The following is a 21,258-nucleotide window of genomic DNA, read 5'->3' as shown; positions in this document are numbered from 1 at the left end:
TGCTCAGTTTTTTCGCAGTCACATGCAAAAATCCATTCCGGATCGACTTCGCCGATGGGATTTTTGCCTTCCAGCCAATGTTCTCTTACGGTCAGCGCAGTGAATGCACAGACCTACCAAACAGTTACATTTTAATACACTTTGCCCTTCTTTTCAATGACCTTTTGCACAACTTTGACATTTTTTTCACCAAGGATCTTATACAGGCGGTTCAGAAGATCCGGCCCTGCGAGGACTGCCCAGTTTTCGGAAAGTCTGCGCATTTTCCGTTCTTCTTTTAAATACATAATGACCCGGTCTTTTCCGTCGGAATCACGGAGTGCCGCCATGACATCGTCGATGTGGCTCGCGTAGAATGCCTGATTTTCGAACTGAAGCCAAAGCTCATTCGGGATATCGGTGAACGGGATCACTTCCTCGCAGATCAGCTTTCCTACCGGGTCATCACCGATGGACGCCCGGCCGCGGATAAACACCTTGTTTTCCTCGGTGAACGCCTGACGGTTCTTCTCGTAGATCTTCGGGAACACGAGAACTTCCACCGTGCCCACAAGATCCTCAACGGTGATGAATGCCATGAGCTGGTTCGTCTTTGTAGTCTTCACCTTTTTCGACGTGATCATTCCGCCGATGACCACATTGGAATTATCCTCCACAATGGTCTTTCCGACCTCATCCACAACGAAATCGGAAGTTCTCGCCGTCACATTTTTCTCCCAGAGTTCCCGGTATTCCTCCATCGGATGACCGCTGACATAGATGCCGATGGTCTCCTTCTCGAATGCCAGAAGTGTCTGCTTGTCATACTCGCCCACATCCGGGAACGTGATATGGAAGTTGTCCTTTTCCTCCTCCGGGGCGATGTCAAAGAAGCTCATCTGACCTTCCATGACCGTCTTTTTCTCTTTTGACTTGCTCTCCAGAAGGTCACCGGAGACGATAAGCTTCTGCTTTCTCGTTCCCGGAAGTGTGTCCAGGGCACCAGATTTAATGAAGCTCTCCAGCGTTCTCTTATTGACTTCCTTGTTGGACATTCTTGACACAAAATCATCGAGGTTTTTGAAGAGACCGCCGCTCTCACGCTCGGCGATGATCACGTCCACCACGGCCCGGCCCACACTCTTGATGGCGGAAAGTCCGTAACGGATACCGTTTCCGGATACGGAGAAGCCGCTGTATCCCTCGTTGATATCCGGCGGCAGGATCGGGATTCCCATGTTCCGGCAGGCGAGAATGTACTCGGAGACCTTCGTGGTGTTGTCCATCACGGAGGTCATGAGCGCCGCCATGAATTCCTTTGGATAATAATATTTTAAAAACGCGGTCTGGTATGCAACCACCGCATAGGCCGCCGCATGGGACTTGTTGAAAGCGTACTTTGCGAAGTCCGTCATGTCATCGTAAATCTGGTTTGCCGTCTTCTCGTCGATCCCGTTGGCGATACAGCCCTTTACGCCCTCTTCCTCATTTCCGTAAACAAAGTTCTGGCGCTCCTTCGCCATGACCGCTGCCTTTTTCTTCGACATGGCACGGCGCACAAGGTCGCTTCGGCCGAGGGTATATCCGGCGAGATCGCGGACGATCTGCATGACCTGCTCCTGGTAGACGATACAGCCGTAGGTCGGCTTTAAGATCGGCTCCAGCTGCGGGCAGGTGTAGGTGATGGATTCCGGGTCATTCTTTCCCTTTAAATATTTCGGAATAAAGTCCATTGGACCCGGACGGTACAGGGAGATTCCGGCTATGATATCCTCCAGGGTAGTCGGCTTCAATTCCTTCATGAAGGTCTTGAAGCCGCCGCTTTCCAGCTGGAACACGCCCTCGTTCTTTCCTGTTCCGAGAGAATCCATGACCTTTTTGTCATCATAATCGATGTGCTCGAGATCGAGCTTCACACCGCAGTTCTTTTCGATCATCTTCACCGCGTCCTGGATGACAGTGAGTGTGCGGAGTCCCAGGAAGTCCATCTTTAAAAGGCCCAGTTCTTCCAGCGTCGTCATCGTAAACTGGGTCACGATGGTGCCGTCGGCACCTCTCGATAACGGGACATACTCGTCAATGGAGGTCCTGGAGATCACGACCCCCGCCGCGTGCATGGAGGTGTGGCGCGGGAGTCCTTCCAGGCGCTTTGACATGTCGATGAGCTTTCTTACCTGCTCATCTGAATCATATAGCGCCTTTAATTCCGGGTTTTTCCTGAGTGCCAGGTCCAACGTGATATTTAATTCCGCCGGGACCATCTTCGATACCTGGTCGCAGAGGCTGTAGGGCAGGTCCATGACGCGCCCCACATCGCGGATCACGCCGCGGGCCGCCAGGGTACCGAAAGTGACGATCTGGGCCACCTGGTCCTTCCCGTACTTTTCCACAACGTAGTCGATAACTTCCTGACGGCGCTCGTAGCAGAAATCCACGTCAATATCGGGCATGGATACTCGTTCCGGGTTCAGGAAACGCTCAAAGAGGAGCTGGTACCGGATCGGATCGATATCTGTGATTTTTAAGCAGTACGCCACGATACTTCCCGCCGCAGACCCCCGCCCCGGTCCCACAGCGATCCCATGGGATTTCGCGAAGTTGATGAAATCCCACACGATCAGGAAGTAGTCTACGTAGCCCATGCTCTTGATGGTTCCGAGTTCATAATCCAGGCGGGCGCGGAGCGTTCCGTCATCATTCGGATAGCGCATCGCGAAGCCCTCATCGCAGAGGTGGTTTAAATAGCCCCAGGAATCGTAGCCCTCCGGCACATCGAATCTCGGAAGTTTTGTGACACCAAACTCGATCTCCACGTTGCAGCGCTCCGCGATCTTGTTGGTGTTCTCGATGGCTTCCGGGGCGTATGGGAAGAGTCTGCGCATCTCCTCCTCGGACTTCACATAGTACTGTCCGCCCTCGTAGCGCATACGGTTCTCGTCGGAGACCTTTTTCCCTGTCTGGATACAGAGCAGGATGTCGTGGGCCTCCCAGTCCTCGGCGTTGATGTAGTGACAGTCGTTTGTCGCCACAAGCGGGATATTTAATTCTTTTGAGAGGCGCATGATCCCCTGATTTACCTGGCGCTGCATCGGAATACCGTGGTCCTGGAGCTCCAGGAAATAGTTGCCATCACCGAAGATCTCCAGGTGGCGTTTTGCAGCCGCCTTCGCGTCCTCGTAGAGACCTTTTTCCAGGTATCTCGGGACTTCACCGGCAAGGCAGGCGCTTAAGGCGATGATTCCCTCGTGGTACTCCCGCATGACCTCCTCATCGATCCTCGGTTTATAGTAGAAGCCGTCCACAAAGCCCTTGGAGACGATCTTCATCAGGTTCTGGTATCCTGTATTGTTTTCCGCGAGGAGGACCAGATGGTAGTAGCGGTCCTCGCCGTGGACAGTCTCACGGTCAAATCTTGAACCCGGGGAGACATACACCTCGCAGCCGATGATCGGTTTGACCCCGGCCGCACGGGCTGCCCGGTAAAAATCGATCACCCCATACATGACACCGTGATCGGTGATCGCCATGCTGTCCATGCCAAGCTCTTTTGCCCGCGCCGCCAGCTCTCCGATTTTACTGGATCCGTCCAAAAGACTGTACTCTGTATGGACATGCAAGTGTGTAAATGCCATCTGTCTCCTCCGTATTTTTTATCATCAATTGCAAAAGGACTGTCACCCCGAAAGGCGGCAGTCCCGTAATGTCGCTATATACAGACATGCTTCTTAGTTGTTGCTTAAATATTTCTCAATATCGTTTACTGCTTTCTCTTCGTCCACTCCGTCCGCTGTCACGACCACCTGCTCGCCGACCGGAAGATCAAGTGTCATCATGCCCATGATGCTCTTGGCATTGATCTTTTTGTTGTCGCTCTGGACGTAAATTGTACTCTCATAGCTGCTTGCAAGCTGCACTAACATCGCAATCGGTCGAGCCTCCAGACCAGAAGCAAGTTCGATAGTCACCGTACGTTTTGTCATAATAATCCTCCTCAATTGCACAAAGAATGGCGCTTACTAGTCTCCATTCACGTTTCGGTTCCCTGTTCCCGCAGTTTCTCCGCCATCTCACCAAGCTTCCTCAATCGATGGTTGACACCCGATTTTCCAACCGGCGGTTCCAGGTCTTCGCCCAGTTCCTTCAGCGTCGCTTCCGGTTTTAAAAGTCTTGCCTTTGCAATCTGCGCAAGACCATCCGGAAGACTTTCAAAGCCTACCGTGTCGCGGATAAACTCGATATCCTCGATCTGCTTCACAGCGGCTGACACTGTTTTGTTGATGTTTGCCGTCTCGCAGTTGACCTGGCGGTTGACATTTCCGCGCATCTCTTTCAGGATGCGGATGTTCTCCAGTTCCATCAGTGACAGATGGGCCTCCATCACATTCAGGATATCCACGATCTGGCTCCCCTCTTTAATATATACCACATAATAGCGTTTGCGGATGACTATTTTTGCATCAATGTCAAACGTTGCCATAATGGACTGGATCTGGCGGGCTTTCGCCTCTGTCGCGCAGACGATCTCAAAATGGTAAAACTTCTCCGGATCGCTGATGGATCCTGACGCAAGAAAAGCGCCGCGCAGAAATGCCCTGCGGCAGCAGGGGTTCTGAACGACCACGTTTCCCACAACAGAAAGATTCTCTCCGATCTCTCCGTCTTCCGTAAGAAGTTTTGTGGCTTTCAATACGCGAAGTGCATCCTCATGCTGTTTCACACAGACCGAATAGATCCTGTTTTTTCCCAGATGCGCGTTCCGCCGTATAGAAATATCAGTTTCTATATTAAATGTTTTTCTCAATAATGTAAAGCACTTTCTGGCAACTGTCACATTTTCCGTGTGGATCTTGATGCTGTAATGATCGTCCCCGGAAATCTGGATCCGTCCGCAAAGGCTTAAAATCGCCGCAATTTCGGCGATCTGGCAATGCCTTGCCGGACTCATATGCCTGGAAAGCTCTTCCTTGATCCTGGAAGAAAAAGACATACTTACTTTCCTCCATCCTTCCCCGCGTCCCTGTGTTCCAGCCGGATCTCGTACCGCCCGGACTCCGTCAGACGCTTAAATACTTCTCCTGCGATCGTCACCGAACGATGGCGTCCGCCGGTACATCCGATCGCGATCACGAGCTGCGTTTTTCCTTCCTGTTCATATTTCGGAATCACGAATTCCAGAAGATCATTCAGTTTCTTTAAGAACTCTTCCCCGGTACCACCCTGCATCACATAGTCCTGTACCGCCTGCTCCGTTCCCGTATGGAACCGGAGTTCCTCCACATAGTAGGGATTCGGGAGGAATCGCACGTCAAACACCAGGTCGGCATCCGCCGGGATCCCATACTTGAAACCGAAACTCACGACTGTGATGAACATGCTGCTGCGTCCATCCGCTTCGCTGTAGAGATTTTCCAGCTCATGGCGCAGTTCTTTTGTCAGAAGTCTGCTGGTGTCGATGACCTGGTCCGCCTCTTTTTTTAAGAAGGCGAGCTTCTCCCGCTCCAGCTCGATTCCCTTTTCCACGCGGCCGTTTCTTGAGAGCGGATGGCTGCGTCTCGTCTCCTTGAAGCGCTTGATAAGAACTTCATCGGAGGAATCCAGGAACAGGATCGAGAACGGGTATTTGTTTTCTCTCCATTTCCGGATGATAATCTCCAGATACGGCAGCTCCTCACCGCTTCGGACATCCACACCCAGGGCGATGTCCTGCTTTTCGCTCTGTCCGTTCATGACCAGCTCCGCAAATTTTTCAATTAAAAGGACCGGCAGGTTGTCGGCACAATAGAAGCCCATGTCTTCCAGTGTTTTTAATGCCGTGGTCTTTCCTGCGCCCGACATGCCTGTCACAATTACAAGTCTCAACGAGAATTCCTCCCTGTATTGTGCACCTTTAAAATTCGCCTAAGAGTTTTACTTCCAGCTCGAGATCTACCCCGGAACTCTCCTTTACCCGGCGTTTTACCTCATTGCAAAGTCCCAAAATATCCGCCGCCGTTCCATGATCCTTATTGATCACGAATCCGGCGTGTTTCTCGGAGACCGCGGCTCCGCCGACGGAAAATCCCTTTAAACCGGCATCCTCGATCAGTTTTCCGGCGAAATATCCTTCCGGGCGCTTGAAGGTGCTTCCAGCGCTCGGGTATTCTAACGGCTGCTTCTCTTTTCTCTTTCTTGCCAGCTCTTCCATCTGCGACCGGATCACCTCCGGATCGCCAGGTGTCAGCTTGAATGCCGCGCGGACTGTGAAAAGTCCCAGGCGCTCCAGACAGCTCGTTCTATATCCCAACTCCAGCTCCTCGTTTTTCATCAGCTTCACATTTCCGTCCTGGTCCATCACATCTGCCCACAGGAGTACGTTCTTCATCTCGGATCCGTAAGCGCCCGCATTCATCATGACCGCACCGCCGACGGTTCCCGGGATTCCCGCTGCGAACTCCAGGCCGGTGAGCTCCTCTCTCGCCGCCGTATTCGCAAGCTTTGAGAGCATCACGCCTGCCCCGGCGATGATAATGTTTTCGTTTTTCTGAACTTCTAATTCAGCGAGACGCTCTGTGCTGATGATCGTGCCACGGAAACCTTTATCTCCCACGAGGAGATTGCTTCCGTTGCCGATCATGTACCAGGGCTGTCCTGACTTTTTACAGTCCAGGACCGCCTCGCGGAGTTCTGTCTCTGATTCCGGAATCACGAACCGGTCTGCCGGGCCGCCGACGCGGAATGATGTGTGCCGCGCCATCGGCTCATTTGTTCTGGTTTCCATGAATGTTTCTCCTTTTTATTCGCCTCTTTTAGCGATATTCGCCTGCACGCGGTTGTAGAGCTCCTGGGCCGCGTTGTAGCCCATCTTCTTCTGACGGTAGTTGACCGCCGCGGACTCTACGATAACTGCCAGATTACGTCCCGGACGGACCGGAATGTTGTGGCAGACAACTTTATTTCCAAGGAACTCCGTGTACTGGTCCTCAAGTCCGAGACGGTCGTATTCCTTATTCTTATCCCACTCTTCGAGCTTGATGACCATGTCGATGGACTGGGTATCTTTTACACTCTCGACACCGAACAGGGTCTTCACGTCGATGATGCCGATCCCGCGCACCTCGATGAGATATCTTGTGATATCCGGGGCGGAACCGACGAGAGTTTCATCGCTGACCTTGCGGATCTCCACAACGTCATCACTTACGAGACGGTGTCCACGCTTGATGAGCTCCAGGGCGGCCTCGCTCTTACCGATTCCGCTCTCGCCTGTGATCAGAACGCCTTCGCCGAACACATCAACGAGAACGCCGTGAATGCTGATGCACGGGGCAAGTTTTGCCTTCAGCCAGCGGATGACTTCCGCCATGGTATCGGATGTCGGCTTCGCGGAGAGCAGGCACGGAACACCGTAATGACTGCAGAGTTCTGCGACCTCCGGCTCCGGTGTCTGGTTTCTGCAGAACACGAGACATGGGATCTTGCTGGAGATCAGCTTGTCATACATGGCGATCCGGCGCTCTCTTGTGAGCCCGGAGAGGTACGCGATCTCCACGTTTCCGATCATCTGTACACGCTCATTGTCGAAATGTGCGTAGAATCCGGTGAGCTGAAGCGCCGGACGGTTCACGTCCGGGTGGGAGACAACGATCTTCTCGCAGTCCAGCTCCGGGGTCAGGTTTTTGAAATCCATTTTTTCTATTAATTCAGCTATTGTAACTCCGTACATGGCATAGTTCTCCTTTCCTGTATCTGGCCGCTGCCTCGAATCATGGCGGCAGTTCTTCGGAACAATTCGCAGCTATTCTATCGATTTAAAATACTGTGTAGCTATTCAGTACCTTCATAGTTACACGCAAAAATCCATTCCAGATCAGCTTCGCTGATGGAATTTTTGCCCTCCAGCCTATGTTTTCTTACGGTCAGCGCAGCAAGTGCGCAGACCTACTGAACAGTTACAATACTGTTCTTTTTATCTTATATCCTGTCGGCATCGCTTCTGATATAAATTTACAGCTCTGCGCACAGTTATCTCCATCCTATCATATCACAGGCCGAATGTCACGAGATTTTCCTGCTTCATCCCGTGCATTTACTCCGTGATCTCCGGCGCACGGTCCTTCTCGCGGAAATAGGCGTAGACGCTCTCCGCCGCCCGCTTATTCATGCCCTCCGTGCTCTCAAGCTCCTCTAAGGTTGCATCACGCACCGCCTCCAGTGACTTGAACCGGCGCATCAATGCTTTTCTTCTCGCCGGTCCGATGCCCTCGATATCGTCGAGGACTGAGTGTACCTGTGCCTTGCTTCGCAGACTTCTGTGGTACTCGATGGCGAACCGGTGTGCCTCATCCTGGATCCTCGTCACAAGCTTGAAGCCCTCGGAATGGCGGTCGATGGGGATCTCAACATTATTATAGTAGAGTCCCCTGGTCCGGTGATTGTCATCCTTTACCATGCCGCAGACCGGAATGTTAAGCTTCAGTTCGCTCAGCACACTCAGCGCGATGTTCACCTGTCCGCGGCCGCCGTCCATGAGGATCAGGTCTGGGAACCGCGTAAAGCTTCCGAAGCTTCCATCCGGTGCTTCCGCCCCGTCTTCCTGGTTCTTTCGCTCCTCTTCCAGCTCCTCCATGCCATGGGTGAACCGGCGGGTCAGCACCTCCTCCATGGACGCGTAATCGTTGGGTCCCTGGACGGTCTTTATTTTAAATTTCCGGTAATCGTTCCGCTTCGGACGTCCGTCCTCGAAGACTACCATGGAACCAACGGACTCGAAACCGCTGATATTGGAGATATCGTAGGCCTCCATCCTGCGGACTTTTTCCAGCCCCAGCCAGTCTCCCACCTGGTTCATGGCGCCGATGGTCCGGAGTTCTTCTCTCTTGATCTTATCCTTATCCTGGTCAAGCACAAGCTTCGCGTTCTTCTGCGCAAGCTCCACCAGTCGCTCTTTCTGGCCTTTTTTCGGGATCAGGAATTTTACCGCCTGACCGCGGCGTTTCGTGAGCCACTCTGCGATGAGATCCATCTCCGGAAATTTTTCCTGCACCCATATCTCTCTCGGGATAAATGGAGTTCCCGCGTAGAACTGTTTTACAAAGCTTCCGATGATCTGGTAATTGTTGTCTGCCGTGGATGCGGAGACACGGAAATGTTCCCGGCCGATCATCTTTCCATCCCGGACAAAGAATACCTGCACCACAGCGTCCGCGTCGTCCCTCGCCATGGCAATCACATCCCGGTCTTCCATGCTATGGCTCGTGATCTTCTGCTTCTGGGCGACCTGCTTCACGCTGTTTAAGAGTTCCCGGTACTCGATAGCCTGCTCGTACTCCATCGCGTCGGAGGCCGCCATCATCTTTTCCTCCAGCATCGTCAGCACCGGAGTGTACTTTCCGTCCAGAAATTCGATGACCTCGGAGACAGATTTCTTATATTCCACCTCGGAAATATAGCCCTGGCACGGCCCTGAGCACTGTTTGATGTGGTAGTTCAGGCACGGACGTTCCTTTCCGATGTCCTTCGGAAGATTCCTGCTGCATGTCCGGAGCTTCCAGAGCTTGTGGATCAGGTCGATGGTGTCCTTCACCGCTCCGGCGCTGGTATATGGTCCGAAATACCGGCATTTGTCCTTTTTCATGGTTCTGGAGAACAGGACTCTCGGGAACGGCTCGTCCGTAGTGACCTTGATGTAGGGATATGTCTTGTCATCCTTTAACATCGTGTTGTACCGCGGGCGGTGTTCCTTGATGAGGTTGCACTCTAAAACCAAGGCCTCCAGCTCGGAGTCCGTGATGATATACTCGAATCTCGCGATCCTGGATACCATCTTCTCGATCTTGGCCGTCTTGTTCCGGCTGCTCTGGAAATACTGGCGCACACGGTTCTTCAAGCTTATGGCTTTTCCTACATATATGATCTCATCGTGCTTATCATGCATGAGATAAACTCCCGGCGATGCTGGGAGTTTTTTTAATTCTTCTTCAATATTGAAAGGAGTATCATTCTCTGTCAACGCAATCTCTCCCCGTCAAACTTTCTGATCATCGCAAGGTGGCGCTTGATGAACATGATCTGGGATCCAACATCATCGCAGCTCACCGGCGGATGGATGTCCAGGACCATGCAGATATCATCCAGCTCTTTCTGGGTTGCATGGGTCTGGAGCTTTGTCAGGCATTCCAGCATCAGATCATAGTTTTTTTCGTCCATGGCATCGAAGAAGTCCAGGAGCTCCTGGTTGACGGGCTGGTCTTCATCCGGGGCCTGGGCGGTGATGTTTTTGGCGCTGCTGTCGCTGTCTGCCGACGGCTTCTGTTCTGCTGGTGCCTGCCGCACTGGCTGAGCTGCATTCTGAGCGGAATTTTCCGCATTCTGTGGCTTTACAAGCCGTACTCTCTCAAACCGATACTTCTGCACCGCATCCGGGTATTTCTCCCGGTCGACTTCCTCTAAAAACATGTCAAGCGGACGCACCCATATCTTGAAGTCCCCGTAGAGCGCCTGGTAGACTACCATTTCTTCCCCGGTCTCTGAGTGGGTCGCAACCGCGATGATCTGATATAACTTATTTTTAAAGTGCCGGTAGAATTCTCCCGGCACTGGTGTTTTACGAATCTGATTCATTTTGTTCTCCATTTTTACTGTTGAGCTGTTTCGGGCTCTGTCTCGGCAGATGTTTCTCCACCATCCGAACTGGCTTCGCCTTCGCCCAAAACTTCCGCTGCCGCTGCACTGCTTCCGTCCCCGGAAAGTTCTTCTAAATGGTACTTATTCGCCGCGCTCCACAGCATCCACTCCTCATATCCGGCATCCTGGACGGCGCGGACTTCCTCCGCGACCTCAGCATCACCGTAGGTGATATAATTTCCTTCCCCGAGATATGTGGCTGTGAAGTCCTGAAGCCACGGGCGGACGATCGCCTGGCGGCTCTCATGGTTGTCGGCTCTAGACGCATCCAGCAGGACCTTTCCAGACTTCTGAAGCGCCCCGAAGATCGTTTTATACGGTTCCGTATCCGGGTGTTCCAGCCCGAAGTTTCCAGAGCTGTAGTGGGACGGGTAGATCATCGGGCAGATATAGTCGAGAATCTTCGCCATCTCCGTATAATTCTGTCCGACGGCAGTGGAATCCACGCCGCTTCCGATGATCGTGCCGAACACATCCGCAGAGACGAAAAGTCCCTGGGACGCGAGATTTTCATATAAATAATTGGTACACTCCAGGATCGTATCCGTCTTGGAACGCCCCCGGATCACTGCTTCGTCGTAGACGACCTGACCTGCCGACGCCTCGTTCGGGAATCTCAGATAGTCGAGCTGGACCTCATCAAAGCCGAGATCTTTTGCCTCTGTTCCGACTTCCAGAAGATAATCCCAAACCTCCTGGCGGTACGGATCCACCCAGTACATTCCCTGGCGGTCCTGGTACAGGCTTCCGTCCGGCAGTTTCAGGCTCCACTCCGGTTTCTTCTCCGCGAGATAGGAATCCCTGAAGGCCGCGACTCGCGCGATCACATAGAGATCCTTCTTCTTGAGGCTCTCGATCAGGCTTTTCATGTCCCGTACATACGGGATACTGGCACCGATCTCGTTCACTGTCGCCGCATCCACCGGACATGTGATCCGTCCCTGATCCTCCTTAAAGTCTATGACCACCGCGTTGATTCCCGCAGTCAGGGCCCCGTCCAGAACACCGTTTAAGACTTCCTCATTTCCGGCCACCGGCCCCGTAATGTAGATGCCGCGGACCTTCTTCGCCTCGCGCCCCGGAAGCGCCGGGTTCGAGGAGTCAACGATCCGCACGGAGATCGTCTTATTTTTATCTTCCCCGGCATCCTCGATCACCAGGACACCGCTGGTCTCCTGGGTGCTCTCCGCCGCAGCTGTCATCTCTGCTGTCTCTGTCTCCTCCGCCGCAGGTCTGCTGCATGCCGATAACAGGAACAGGCCCGCCATGGAGAACGCAAATAGCATTTTTTTCATGTTCGCTCATCCTTTATTTCAATCCACAGTCAGTAATTTCACGGAGACTGGCACATTTATTGATTCCTTGTCAACAGGGAATACTGATTTTTCTCCGTCACTACTGCCATTAAGTTTTCCTGCAGTTTATTTCATCATCTGCCAGGAGATAAGAACTCAAGTTACCACCATAATATCATAAGTATATGGATTTGGGAAAGAAAAATTAAAAAACTACTGTTCAAAATGAGGTTTTTGATGGATAATAGATAGATAGGTACGAACGGCTGCCAAAAGCCGCAGGTACGAAAACTTTTTGAAAATGATCCGGATGTCTGCCCCACAGCTGTTTCAGCCGGATGTCTTTCCTGGAAACTCCAGACCGGCTCATTTTCATTTAATATGACTATTAAGAGGAGAAAAACAAATGATCAAGCAGGGTTTCGACAACGACAAATACCTCGCCATGCAGTCTGACCATATCCGCGAGAGGATCAGCAAATTCGGCGATAAATTATATCTGGAATTTGGCGGCAAGCTGTACGATGATTACCATGCATCCCGTGTACTTCCGGGCTTCGAGCCGGACAGCAAGCTCCGCATGCTCATGCAGCTGGCTGACCAGGCAGAGATCGTCATCGTCATCAATGCCGCTGATATCACAAAGAACAAGGTCCGCTACGATCTGGGCATTACATACGATCTGGATGTACTGCGCCTGATCCATGTATTCACCGACCGCGGACTCTATGTCAGCAGTGTCGTAATTACCCGCTACGTTGACACACCGGCGATCCAGCAGTTCAAACACAAGCTGGAGAAGCTTGGCCTTAAGGTATACCGCCACTATGAGATCGACGGCTATCCGAGCAACATTCCGCTTATCGTCAGCGATGAAGGTTACGGAAAGAATGACTATATCGAGACGACACGTCCACTCGTTGTCGTTACAGCTCCGGGGCCGGGAAGCGGAAAGATGGCGACCTGCCTTTCCCAGCTGTACCACGAAAATAAGCGCGGCGTAAAGGCCGGATACGCGAAATTCGAGACATTCCCGATCTGGAACCTGCCGTTAAAGCACCCGGTAAACTTAGCTTACGAGGCCGCAACTGCAGACTTGAACGATGTGAACATGATCGACCCGTTCCATCTCGAGGCTTACGGAAAGACCACCGTCAACTACAACCGCGACGTTGAAATCTATCCTGTGCTCAGCGCCATCTTTGAGGGAATCTTCGGCAAATGCCCGTACAAATCCCCGACCGATATGGGTGTCAACATGGCCGGTCTCTGCATCTTCGATGACGAGGCATGCCGCGAGGCTTCCTGCCAGGAGATCATCCGCCGCTACTACCAGGCTCTTGAGAAGGTCGTAAAAGATGATTCCTGCCAGAACGAGGCATACAAGATCGAACTGATCATGAAGCAGGCAAAGATCTCCCCGAAGGACCGCGTTGTTGTTCCTGCCGCTGTAAATCTTGCGAAAGAGACAGATGCCCCGGCTGCTGCCCTGGAACTCCCAGACGGAAAGATCGTTCTCGGTAAGACAAAGGAGCTCCTCGGCGCTTCCGCTGCCGTTCTCTTAAACGCAGTGAAGGAGCTGGGCGGAATCGACCACTCCATCGACCTGATCTCCCCGGAGTCCATCGCTCCGATCCAGGAATTAAAGGTCCGTTACCTCGGCAGCGGCAACCCGAGACTACACACCGATGAGGTGCTCATCGCCCTCTCCACCTGTGCTGCTACCGACGAGAACGCAAGGATCGCTTTAGAACAGCTCCCGAAGCTCCGCGGTTGCCAGGTACACACAACAGTTATGCTGTCCAATGTGGATAAGAATGTCTTTAAGAAGCTCGGCATCGGACTTACCTGTGAGCCGGTGCAGGAAGATAAGAAAATTGGGTAATTCCTAGATTGCAAAGACCGCCGTCTGCCAGTAGGATGTCCTGCGACAGACGAGCGGTTCTTTTTTCGTCCGACACTCTGTTGAAACGCAAAGTTTGTCGAAAAAAATGATTGCCTTTTCGACAGAATGTACCTACAATAGGTAGGAAGAAAACTTTGGAGAATCAGATCATGAATCAGAAATCAAGAAATGCACTTTACGCAGGTCTCGGGACCGTTTTTGCGGTCATGCTCGCGAATCCGGCTATAGCCTATGCCGGAACATGGTCCAACGAGGGCGGACCGAACCAGTGGAAATACTATACCGATGACAATACAAGCGCCGCCGACGGCTGGTACTGGATCGACGGAGATCAGGACGGCTTGGAGGAATGCTATTATTTCGATAAAAACGGCTTTATGATGGCGGACACAAGAACACCAGACGGTTTCCAGGTAAATTCCGACGGATTCTGGACCGTAAGTGGACAGGTACAGAAACGTGAAACGCCGGTGCAGGACCTTCCAACCGGACTTCATGAACAGGAAGGCGGGCTTATCTACCGCGACGAGGGCGGCGAGCTCGCTGCGAACGCCTGGAGAAGCTCGGACGGAAGCTGGTACTATTTCGACGCTGCGGGTCATGCCGTCAAGGGATGGCAGTATATTGACGGATACAAATTCTACTTCGATGAGAATGCCTGCACGCTGGTCCAGAACCTTGAGGGCATCCTCTCTGCACAGTCTTTCCAGATCGTTGTGGACCGTGCCCGCTGCCAGGTAACCGTATATGCCCCGGACGATGGAAACGGATATATCATTCCTTACCGGACCTTTATCTGTTCCCCGGGAAAAGAAAACTCCCAGACTCCAACGGGAACCTTTAAAACCACACGCAAATACCGATGGCATGCCCTCGTCGAGTCCACATACGGTCAATATTGTACAAGACTCAGCAACACCAGCATCCTCTTCCACAGCGTCCCGGGAAAGACCACAAGCATTCACAACATTACCGCTGAGGAATACAACAAACTCGGCGCTCCTGCCTCCCACGGCTGCATCCGCATGACTGTTGCCGACTGCAAATGGATCTACGACCACTGCCCGTCCGGCACTGTCGTCACCGTAGGCGACAATCTTCCGGCACCGTTTGACAGACCGGAAGCCGAGAAGATTCCGGAAGGTCAGGATTGGGATCCTACGGATCCGGAAATTGGATAAACTATTTACACAAAGGACCTGACACTCGCCAGGTCCTTTGTGTATTTCAACTGCTTCATTGCTTAGTTCTCTTTTCCACCAATAGAACGGCTGCCATATTATTTCACTGTAATTTCTGATATTTATACCAAAGCATTCTGCTCCTTCAATATTTCCCTGACATGCTCGATTTCCGCTCTTTCATCCGCCGCCAGACACGCTGCCCCGACGCCTGCTGCATGCCCGGTCGCAAAGCATGTTCCCATAACACGCACAGCCGCAAATGCCGCCTCATCCGCCGAGATCATTCTGCCTGCCCCAAACAGATTTTTCACATTCTCCGACTGAAGTGCCCCGAGAGGAATGTCAAAATAGCTTCCCGACTTCACTTCCATATAAGTCGCCATCTTGTTGACATCCCTGTGAATCTCCGGTTTCCATCCGCCCCGGGCCACACCGTCCGGGCGCCTTCTCCCGGAGATCACGTCGTCCGCCGTGATCGTCTCCTTTCCCACCAGCTTTCTCGTCTCCCGAAAACCGATCGACGGTCCGATCACCGCCAGCTCACTGTGCTCCATTCCCGGCATATAGGTTCGCAATGCCTGAATATATCCGAGCACCTGCTTTCTCGTCTCCCTCTCCATCCGTGTCATCTCTTCTGCCGAAAGTCCTTCCGGAATAATGCTCGGAAGAAGGACATGGACGATCCCGGAGTTTTCCATTCTGAGGATAAATCCTTTTTCTCTGGTAAGATTTCTGATTCCTTCTGCCTTCGCTCTCACCACTGCCCGCTCAACCGCCGCCGGTGACAGATCCACATCCGCTGCCACACCGCTCAGCCGGAAGGTCAGCGTCGCTGCCTGCGGATGTCCGCCATCGGTTCCCCATATGAGCTTCGCACCAGCAAGTCTGGACAGATTTGCGTCTCCGGTTGCATCCACGAATGCCTTTGCCGAAACGGTAAACAGGCCCTCATCATCCGCACACTGAATCGTCCGGATCTCATTCTCCACAGTCTCTGCACCAATCAGCACCGTATGTAAAAAATAATCCACATGTTCCTTTTCCAACAGGTTATCCAGCGCGCATTTCAGATACTCCGGCTGAAAGATAATATCCCGGTTCCCGGATGCGGAAATCTCCTCGGCGATCGTCGGCCCCAGTGCCCTCATCTCATCCAGCACAAGCTGCCCGATCCCTTTCACCACCCGCACCGGATCCGATCCGCATGTATAAAATCCACAGAAGCAATTAACTCCTGAGTTCGTCGCCTCTCCTCCTAGATAAGCATTCCGCTCCACCAAAAGCGTTTTCGCTCCAGCCTTCGCCGCTCCGACTGCCGCGGCCACACCTGCAGTACCGCCGCCAACAACTACTATATCATATTGATAGGAACGCTCCATATCAAAATTCACTCCTTTTTGTAAGCACATGTTGTCAATCAAGTCAGAGCCCCTACTCCCGCCGATATGAATTTACGATGATTCACGATCGGAAAAAGGTGTGGCTTATCTGACCAGGGTGAACTACCCATTGTCCTAAGCTAATGGGCTTCCTGCTTCATCGACCTCGTAACCTACTATCTCCACAGGCGTTAATTTGGGCAGTCCCTGCCCTATATATTTCTTTATGCTATTTGTCTTAATCCTTCTGTCAGTATATTTTTCGCGGCATTGATATCCCTGTCATGTTCTGCTCCGCATTTCGGACATATCCATGTCCTCACTGACAAATCTTTTGTATCTGGATTCTGATACCCGCAAACAGAACATAATTGACTACTAGCATAAAATGTATCTATTTTGATGTATTTCCTGCCATTCCATTTTGCCTTATACTCTAACTGTCTTGTCAGCTCATACCATGATACATCACTTATGGCTTTTTCCAGATGATGATTTTTTACCATGTTTTTTATCTGTAAATTCTCTGAAACTATCACTTGGTTTTCGCTGATAATCTCATGTGAAACTTTATGTAGATAATCTTTTCTTATATTCCTTATTTTCTCATGGCATAATGCTATCTTTTTCTTTGTTTTATAATAGTTCTTGCTTCTCTTTCCTTTATGTGACAGCTGCCTTTGCAGCTTTACAAGCTGTTTCTCGTATTTTTTTATAATTTTTTGATTCTCATATACCTTCCCATCGGAAGTAATACATAAATCTTTAATTCCTAAATCGATTCCTATGTTATGATTTGTATGTGCCAGTTCCTTATGCTCCGTTTCTACAAGTATGGACACATAGTATTTTCCACTGGAAACCTGCGAAACGGTCGCTGACTTAATCTGCCCACGATATTCCCTGTGTAACCTTGCTTTTACCGCTTTTAATTTTGGCAATTTTATCTTCCCTGTCTCAAAATCTACCGCAATGTTTCCATTTGTGAAGTTTGTTGTGTATGATTTATGGTTATCGTGTTTGCTCTTGAATTTCGGATATCCTGCATGTTCCTTAAAGAATTTTTGATATGCGGCGTCCATGTTATAGATTGCGTTGGTCAGAGCAAATTTATCTATTGCTTTTAACCATTCATAGTCTTTCTTTAATTCTCTGTTACAGTAATTATTACAATCCGTTTTACTAACTGACTTTTTCTCCTTCTCGTATATTTCTTCCCGATATGCCAATGTCTGATTGTAAACAAAACGGCAACAGCCAAATGTTTTTGCAATCTGAATTCTTTGTTCGCTATCAGGATATATCCTGTATTTATATGCTTTTAACACCCACTGTCGCCACCTTCCTACCCTTGATTTTCTATATATTTTCGGGGCATCTCTTCTGATACATTTCCCACACTGCAGACAAAATATCCGTCCGTCCAAAAAGTATGTTCTTTCCAGAAATGTTTCGTAGATAATCCGGATATCTTTTCCAAATATGATATGTTGTATAACTCTTCATCAGATTTACTATTTTACTGATAGACATTGTTGGTTCTGTTTCTATCATGTAATGAATATGATCTTTATCTGTCTGCATATATCTGATAATGACTTTATGCTTTTGACATATCTCATAAGAAAACTGCTTTATATCATCTGATATTTATTTTGACATCAGCAATTTCTTTCTATACTTGCATACGAAAATAATATGATACTGAAACAAATATTTGTGTCTGTTTTTTGATTTCCACCTTCCCATAACGCAAGTATAGCACAAACCTCCGCTTCCGGCTACCTTAACCCACCGTCTAAAGCCAGTGGGATTGCGGTAGCCCTATTTCAAGTCGAAATATTTGCACAACTATAACAGAAATTTTAAAAGTCCCTGACACCCGGCTGTCACATCCCGCCAGGTATCATCAAAATTCCCGGTATACCACGGATCCGCCACATCCGGCACCTTGTCCGGGTTCCGCTTTCCGGCTTTAAGCTCCTTCCAGCCATCCCCGGCAAATTCCAGCATCTTATAGATCTTCTTCTCGGGATCACCGCCCGCGATCTGCGTTATATTCCGGATATTCGCCTGATCCATCCCGATCAGATAATCGAATTTCCGGTAATCCTCCCTCTCCATACATCTCGCGGTCTTTCCCGCGCAGGAGATGCCTGCCGCCGCCAGCTTCTTTCGCGTTCCTGGATGTACCGGATTTCCGGTCTCCTCATAGGAGGTCGCCGCGGATTCGATATAAAATTCAGCGGAAAGGTTGTGTTTTGCCACGAGGTCTTTAAAGTAGAACTCGGCGAGTGGGCTTCGGCAGATGTTGCCGAGGCAAATAAAAAGTATTTTTATCATCTTTTTATATCTCCATTTAAGTCTTGTATTTCTTCTCAAACACTTGATATTTCAGGGTTTTCCGACTTTTGAATTTTCCTTTCTTTTTAAGGTATCTTCTCAAATCTTCTCGTATTTTCTTATGTTTTTCCCTGCAATCTTGGTAAATCCGTTGGTAAAGCAAGCGTCCTTACCAACGGGCTTTTTTAACTATTCGCTATCCGATATACTTCTTCCTTTGCATCATCAAAATTTACATGGGTGTAAGTGTTCAAGGTTACACTGATGTCTGCGTGACCCATGATATACTGCAAGGTTTTTGGATTCATCCCGGATTTTGCCATATTAGAGCAAAAGGTGTGCCTGCATACATGAGGGGTAACTTTCGGCATCTGGATACGGTAAATTTTATTGTATTTCTGAATGATATGCTCCAGATACTTCTCCCAATGAAGGGCAACCATCGGCATATCGTTTTTATCCAGAAACAAAAATCCGGCATATCCTTCCACCATCGGCTCAACCTTTGGCGTCTTTCGGTTGGCAATGATTCTGCGAAAACACGCTGCAACAGCTTCTGTCATCGGTACATATCGAATACCTTTGTCTGTTTTCGGTTCTTCGATCACATACTGCATCTGTGCAGTACGCTGTAGCTGATGGTCTACCTTGATACGCATTTCTCCATACTCAATTTCTGAAACTGTCAGCCCACAGAACTCTGAGATACGAAGCCCTGTGTGAAAAAGAATATAGATTGCATCATAGTATCTGCTGAAATGCTTATCTTCCTGAATAAACTTCAGCAAATCTCTCTGCTGCTTTCGGGTAATCGCTTCTCTGGTAACAGAATCATTGACAATGACAGATGCAAGCTCAAATTCAAATGGATTTTTACGAAGCAGGTCATCATCGACTGCCATCTGAAATGCCGGTCTTAGAACTCCCCGGATAGAATGAATGGAACTGTATCCCCGTCCATCAATCTGCTGGAGCTTAATCAACCATGCCTTTGCATCTGACAAACGCACCTTATCAATTCGCAGATTCCCAAAACTCTCTTTTTTCAGCATATTGATGACCGTTTTATATCCGGCAACCGTATTGTGACGAACTCCTGTTTTCAATGAAACATATTTTTCTACCAGTTCCAAAACAGTATAGTTGCCGCCGTTTGTTACGATACGGTCAAACAAATCCGCTTCAATCTGTTTTTCTTTCTCACGCAGGGAAGGCTCCCGCTTCTTCCCTTTTGGCATTGGGTCATTCTTGTCCAAACGCCAACTGTATACATTTTTCTCTTTTCCGTCCTCATCAATATAGCGGAACCGATACCTCCCATCTTTACGCTGGTACTCGCCCTCTCGCAAAATCCGATTACGGTTATCTCGTCTTTTCTCACTCATCGTGAACTCTCCTTTCAAAAAAGAGAGCCAGACTTGCGCTCTTATCATAGCACAAATCCAGCTCTCCGCATAGTTATATCATGTGAAATCGGTAAATCTGTCAGCTCTGTTTACACAGCAGTAGCCTGATCCAGATACCTCTCAAATTTCTCACGCTTAATGAGGGCACGATTGCCGTTCATCACATAAAAATCCTCATTGGGATGTGTGTCAATAAGCGTTCTCAATTTTCCTTCGCCGATATGATAATATCTGGCTGCTTCCTCAATGGTAAGCGTATATCTACGCCACACCGGAACATCCGAGTAATTTTTTCCTTCAATATTCATCTTATTATTCGCCATAGGCAGTTATCCTCCATACATGAAAATAGCCAGACAGAGGGTGTCGGCAACGAAGTCCGGCAACGGGCTTCAAAAGACCTTGCAAACAATCTCAATCTGGCGATGGTTACTATTTATACTTTTCTTTTATTTTTCTGTTGTTTTGGTTGTTATAAGGGAGAAAAGCTGATAGTTTCGGGGTTTTCCCCGGCAACCGGCTCGGCAACGGGATAGCAACAGGGGATGCAACGGGCTGTCATTTTCAGAATGGAAGCTCCATCTGTTCTGTGACCTCCACAAAACCATCCATCGTTTTTTCAGACGGGTTGCCGGAGTCCGTTGCCGGGTTTTCACGCTCCCAGCCCTTTTGTCTGCCATATTCTGAAAACATTCTTGGGTTCGGGAAGTACCGCCAGCCGGAAATGCACTGGTTCATAATCTCGTTGATTTCCCGGATTTCCCATTGCTTCGGCTCGTCAAAGGCATGGTTCAAGGCTTCCTTGTAGAGCTGCTTGGAACAGACCATGCTCCCGGTGTACTTATCAAGATACGCCTGTATCATCCCGGCTTTGGTGTCCTCCGGCATAAAATCCCGCTGGTGTTCTTTGAGATACCGCTGCATGGCGGGGCTGAAAGCCAACTTGAACCTGCCGCTTCGGTAAATCTCCATCGCTTCCGCCCACATCTGCTCGATATAGGCTCTGGAAGCGGCTTCATCCTCCAAAATGTGAACCTCGGCTTGCTCTGGGTACACCATGACCGGGATAAAGCGGCGGTTGCCGGAACGGTCAAGGGGCAGGAA

General features: G+C 50.1%; 17 protein-coding genes. 2 read left to right on the top strand and 15 right to left on the bottom strand.

What is annotated here, in order from left to right; translation table 11 throughout:
• Window positions 1-131: 131 nt before the first annotated feature.
• From DW826_RS14960 to DW826_RS14920, 9 genes are all read right to left on the bottom strand, one after another.
• Window positions 132-3,611: a DNA polymerase III subunit alpha gene (locus DW826_RS14960; protein ID WP_117553110.1), complete on the bottom strand. Its 3,480-nt coding sequence runs from the start codon at window positions 3,609-3,611 to the stop codon at window positions 132-134.
• Window positions 3,612-3,704: 93 nt separating this feature from the next.
• A complete protein-coding gene (locus tag DW826_RS14955; protein WP_015552596.1) occupies window positions 3,705-3,959 on the bottom strand; it encodes an HPr family phosphocarrier protein in 255 nt (84 codons plus the stop codon).
• A 47-nt stretch (window positions 3,960-4,006) separates the two neighbouring features.
• A complete protein-coding gene (gene whiA, locus DW826_RS14950; protein ID WP_117553109.1) occupies window positions 4,007-4,966 on the bottom strand; it encodes a DNA-binding protein WhiA in 960 nt (319 codons plus the stop codon).
• Window positions 4,967-4,968: 2 nt separating this feature from the next.
• Window positions 4,969-5,838 (bottom strand): RNase adapter RapZ, encoded by an 870-nt coding sequence (rapZ, locus tag DW826_RS14945; RefSeq protein WP_117553108.1) that lies wholly within the window; start codon window positions 5,836-5,838, stop codon window positions 4,969-4,971.
• 28 nt (window positions 5,839-5,866) lie between these two features.
• Complete coding sequence (gene murB / locus DW826_RS14940) at window positions 5,867-6,736, bottom strand: UDP-N-acetylmuramate dehydrogenase (RefSeq protein WP_117553107.1); 870 nt, start codon at window positions 6,734-6,736, stop codon at window positions 5,867-5,869.
• 15 nt (window positions 6,737-6,751) lie between these two features.
• Entirely contained in the window at window positions 6,752-7,681 is a 930-nt protein-coding gene (gene hprK / locus DW826_RS14935) for an HPr(Ser) kinase/phosphatase (RefSeq protein WP_015552599.1), read from the bottom strand.
• A gap of 363 nt (window positions 7,682-8,044) precedes the next feature.
• Window positions 8,045-9,967 (bottom strand): excinuclease ABC subunit UvrC, encoded by a 1,923-nt coding sequence (gene uvrC, locus DW826_RS14930; RefSeq protein WP_117553106.1) that lies wholly within the window; start codon window positions 9,965-9,967, stop codon window positions 8,045-8,047.
• A complete protein-coding gene (locus DW826_RS14925; protein ID WP_015552601.1) occupies window positions 9,964-10,578 on the bottom strand; it encodes a DUF1653 domain-containing protein in 615 nt (204 codons plus the stop codon). The genes uvrC and DW826_RS14925 overlap by 4 nt, the downstream gene beginning before the upstream one ends.
• A gap of 14 nt (window positions 10,579-10,592) precedes the next feature.
• On the bottom strand, window positions 10,593-11,936 hold the full coding sequence (locus DW826_RS14920; protein ID WP_015552602.1) for a putative glycoside hydrolase: 1,344 nt from the start codon (window positions 11,934-11,936) through the stop codon (window positions 10,593-10,595).
• Window positions 11,937-12,345: 409 nt separating this feature from the next.
• Here DW826_RS14920 and DW826_RS14915 point away from each other — a divergent pair, with 409 nt between their 5' ends.
• Together DW826_RS14915 and DW826_RS14910 are read left to right on the top strand one after the other, a co-directional pair.
• The gene (locus tag DW826_RS14915; RefSeq protein WP_117553113.1) at window positions 12,346-13,821 is read left to right on the top strand and encodes a DUF1846 domain-containing protein; all 1,476 of its coding nucleotides are present in this window, start codon (window positions 12,346-12,348) and stop codon (window positions 13,819-13,821) included.
• 170 nt (window positions 13,822-13,991) lie between these two features.
• Window positions 13,992-15,023, top strand: coding sequence for a L,D-transpeptidase (locus DW826_RS14910; protein WP_147327163.1), 1,032 nt, complete (start codon window positions 13,992-13,994; stop codon window positions 15,021-15,023).
• Window positions 15,024-15,145: 122 nt separating this feature from the next.
• Here DW826_RS14910 and DW826_RS14905 read toward each other — a convergent pair whose 3' ends face one another.
• From DW826_RS14905 to DW826_RS14870, 6 genes are all read right to left on the bottom strand, one after another.
• Window positions 15,146-16,405 (bottom strand): FAD-dependent oxidoreductase, encoded by a 1,260-nt coding sequence (locus tag DW826_RS14905; RefSeq protein ID WP_117553104.1) that lies wholly within the window; start codon window positions 16,403-16,405, stop codon window positions 15,146-15,148.
• A gap of 224 nt (window positions 16,406-16,629) precedes the next feature.
• A complete protein-coding gene (tnpB, locus tag DW826_RS14900) occupies window positions 16,630-17,733 on the bottom strand; it encodes an IS200/IS605 family element RNA-guided endonuclease TnpB (protein WP_117553103.1) in 1,104 nt (367 codons plus the stop codon).
• Between the two features lie 523 nt (window positions 17,734-18,256).
• Complete coding sequence (locus tag DW826_RS14890; protein WP_015552606.1) at window positions 18,257-18,748, bottom strand: low molecular weight protein-tyrosine-phosphatase; 492 nt, start codon at window positions 18,746-18,748, stop codon at window positions 18,257-18,259.
• 185 nt (window positions 18,749-18,933) lie between these two features.
• Window positions 18,934-20,133, bottom strand: coding sequence for a site-specific integrase (locus DW826_RS14885; RefSeq protein WP_015552607.1), 1,200 nt, complete (start codon window positions 20,131-20,133; stop codon window positions 18,934-18,936).
• 110 nt (window positions 20,134-20,243) lie between these two features.
• Complete coding sequence (locus DW826_RS14880) at window positions 20,244-20,477, bottom strand: excisionase (protein WP_004612442.1); 234 nt, start codon at window positions 20,475-20,477, stop codon at window positions 20,244-20,246.
• Window positions 20,478-20,718: 241 nt separating this feature from the next.
• The coding region (locus DW826_RS14870; RefSeq protein ID WP_242994118.1) for a virulence-associated E family protein at window positions 20,719-21,258 on the bottom strand (540 nt) is incomplete at its 5' end.

The sequence above is a fragment of the Clostridium sp. AM34-11AC genome, from assembly GCF_003435375.1.
GTDB lineage: Bacteria > Bacillota > Clostridia > Lachnospirales > Lachnospiraceae > Pilosibacter > Pilosibacter fragilis.
This window is presented reverse-complemented; position numbering and strand designations above follow the sequence as displayed.

What these genes read in the sequence shown, in the direction of transcription:
- DW826_RS14960 (WP_117553110.1), bottom strand. Translation starts at nt 3,611, where the DNA reads ATGGCATTTACACACTTGCATGTCCATACAGAGTACAGTCTTTTGGAC.
- DW826_RS14955 (WP_015552596.1), bottom strand. Translation starts at nt 3,959, where the DNA reads ATGACAAAACGTACGGTGACTATCGAACTTGCTTCTGGTCTGGAGGCT.
- whiA (WP_117553109.1), bottom strand. Translation starts at nt 4,966, where the DNA reads ATGTCTTTTTCTTCCAGGATCAAGGAAGAGCTTTCCAGGCATATGAGT.
- murB (WP_117553107.1), bottom strand. Translation starts at nt 6,736, where the DNA reads ATGGAAACCAGAACAAATGAGCCGATGGCGCGGCACACATCATTCCGC.
- hprK (WP_015552599.1), bottom strand. Translation starts at nt 7,681, where the DNA reads ATGTACGGAGTTACAATAGCTGAATTAATAGAAAAAATGGATTTCAAA.
- DW826_RS14925 (WP_015552601.1), bottom strand. Translation starts at nt 10,578, where the DNA reads ATGAATCAGATTCGTAAAACACCAGTGCCGGGAGAATTCTACCGGCAC.
- DW826_RS14920 (WP_015552602.1), bottom strand. Translation starts at nt 11,936, where the DNA reads ATGAAAAAAATGCTATTTGCGTTCTCCATGGCGGGCCTGTTCCTGTTA.
- DW826_RS14910 (WP_147327163.1), top strand. Translation starts at nt 13,992, where the DNA reads ATGAATCAGAAATCAAGAAATGCACTTTACGCAGGTCTCGGGACCGTT.
- DW826_RS14905 (WP_117553104.1), bottom strand. Translation starts at nt 16,405, where the DNA reads ATGGAGCGTTCCTATCAATATGATATAGTAGTTGTTGGCGGCGGTACT.
- DW826_RS14890 (WP_015552606.1), bottom strand. Translation starts at nt 18,748, where the DNA reads ATGATAAAAATACTTTTTATTTGCCTCGGCAACATCTGCCGAAGCCCA.
- DW826_RS14885 (WP_015552607.1), bottom strand. Translation starts at nt 20,133, where the DNA reads ATGAGTGAGAAAAGACGAGATAACCGTAATCGGATTTTGCGAGAGGGC.
- DW826_RS14880 (WP_004612442.1), bottom strand. Translation starts at nt 20,477, where the DNA reads ATGGCGAATAATAAGATGAATATTGAAGGAAAAAATTACTCGGATGTT.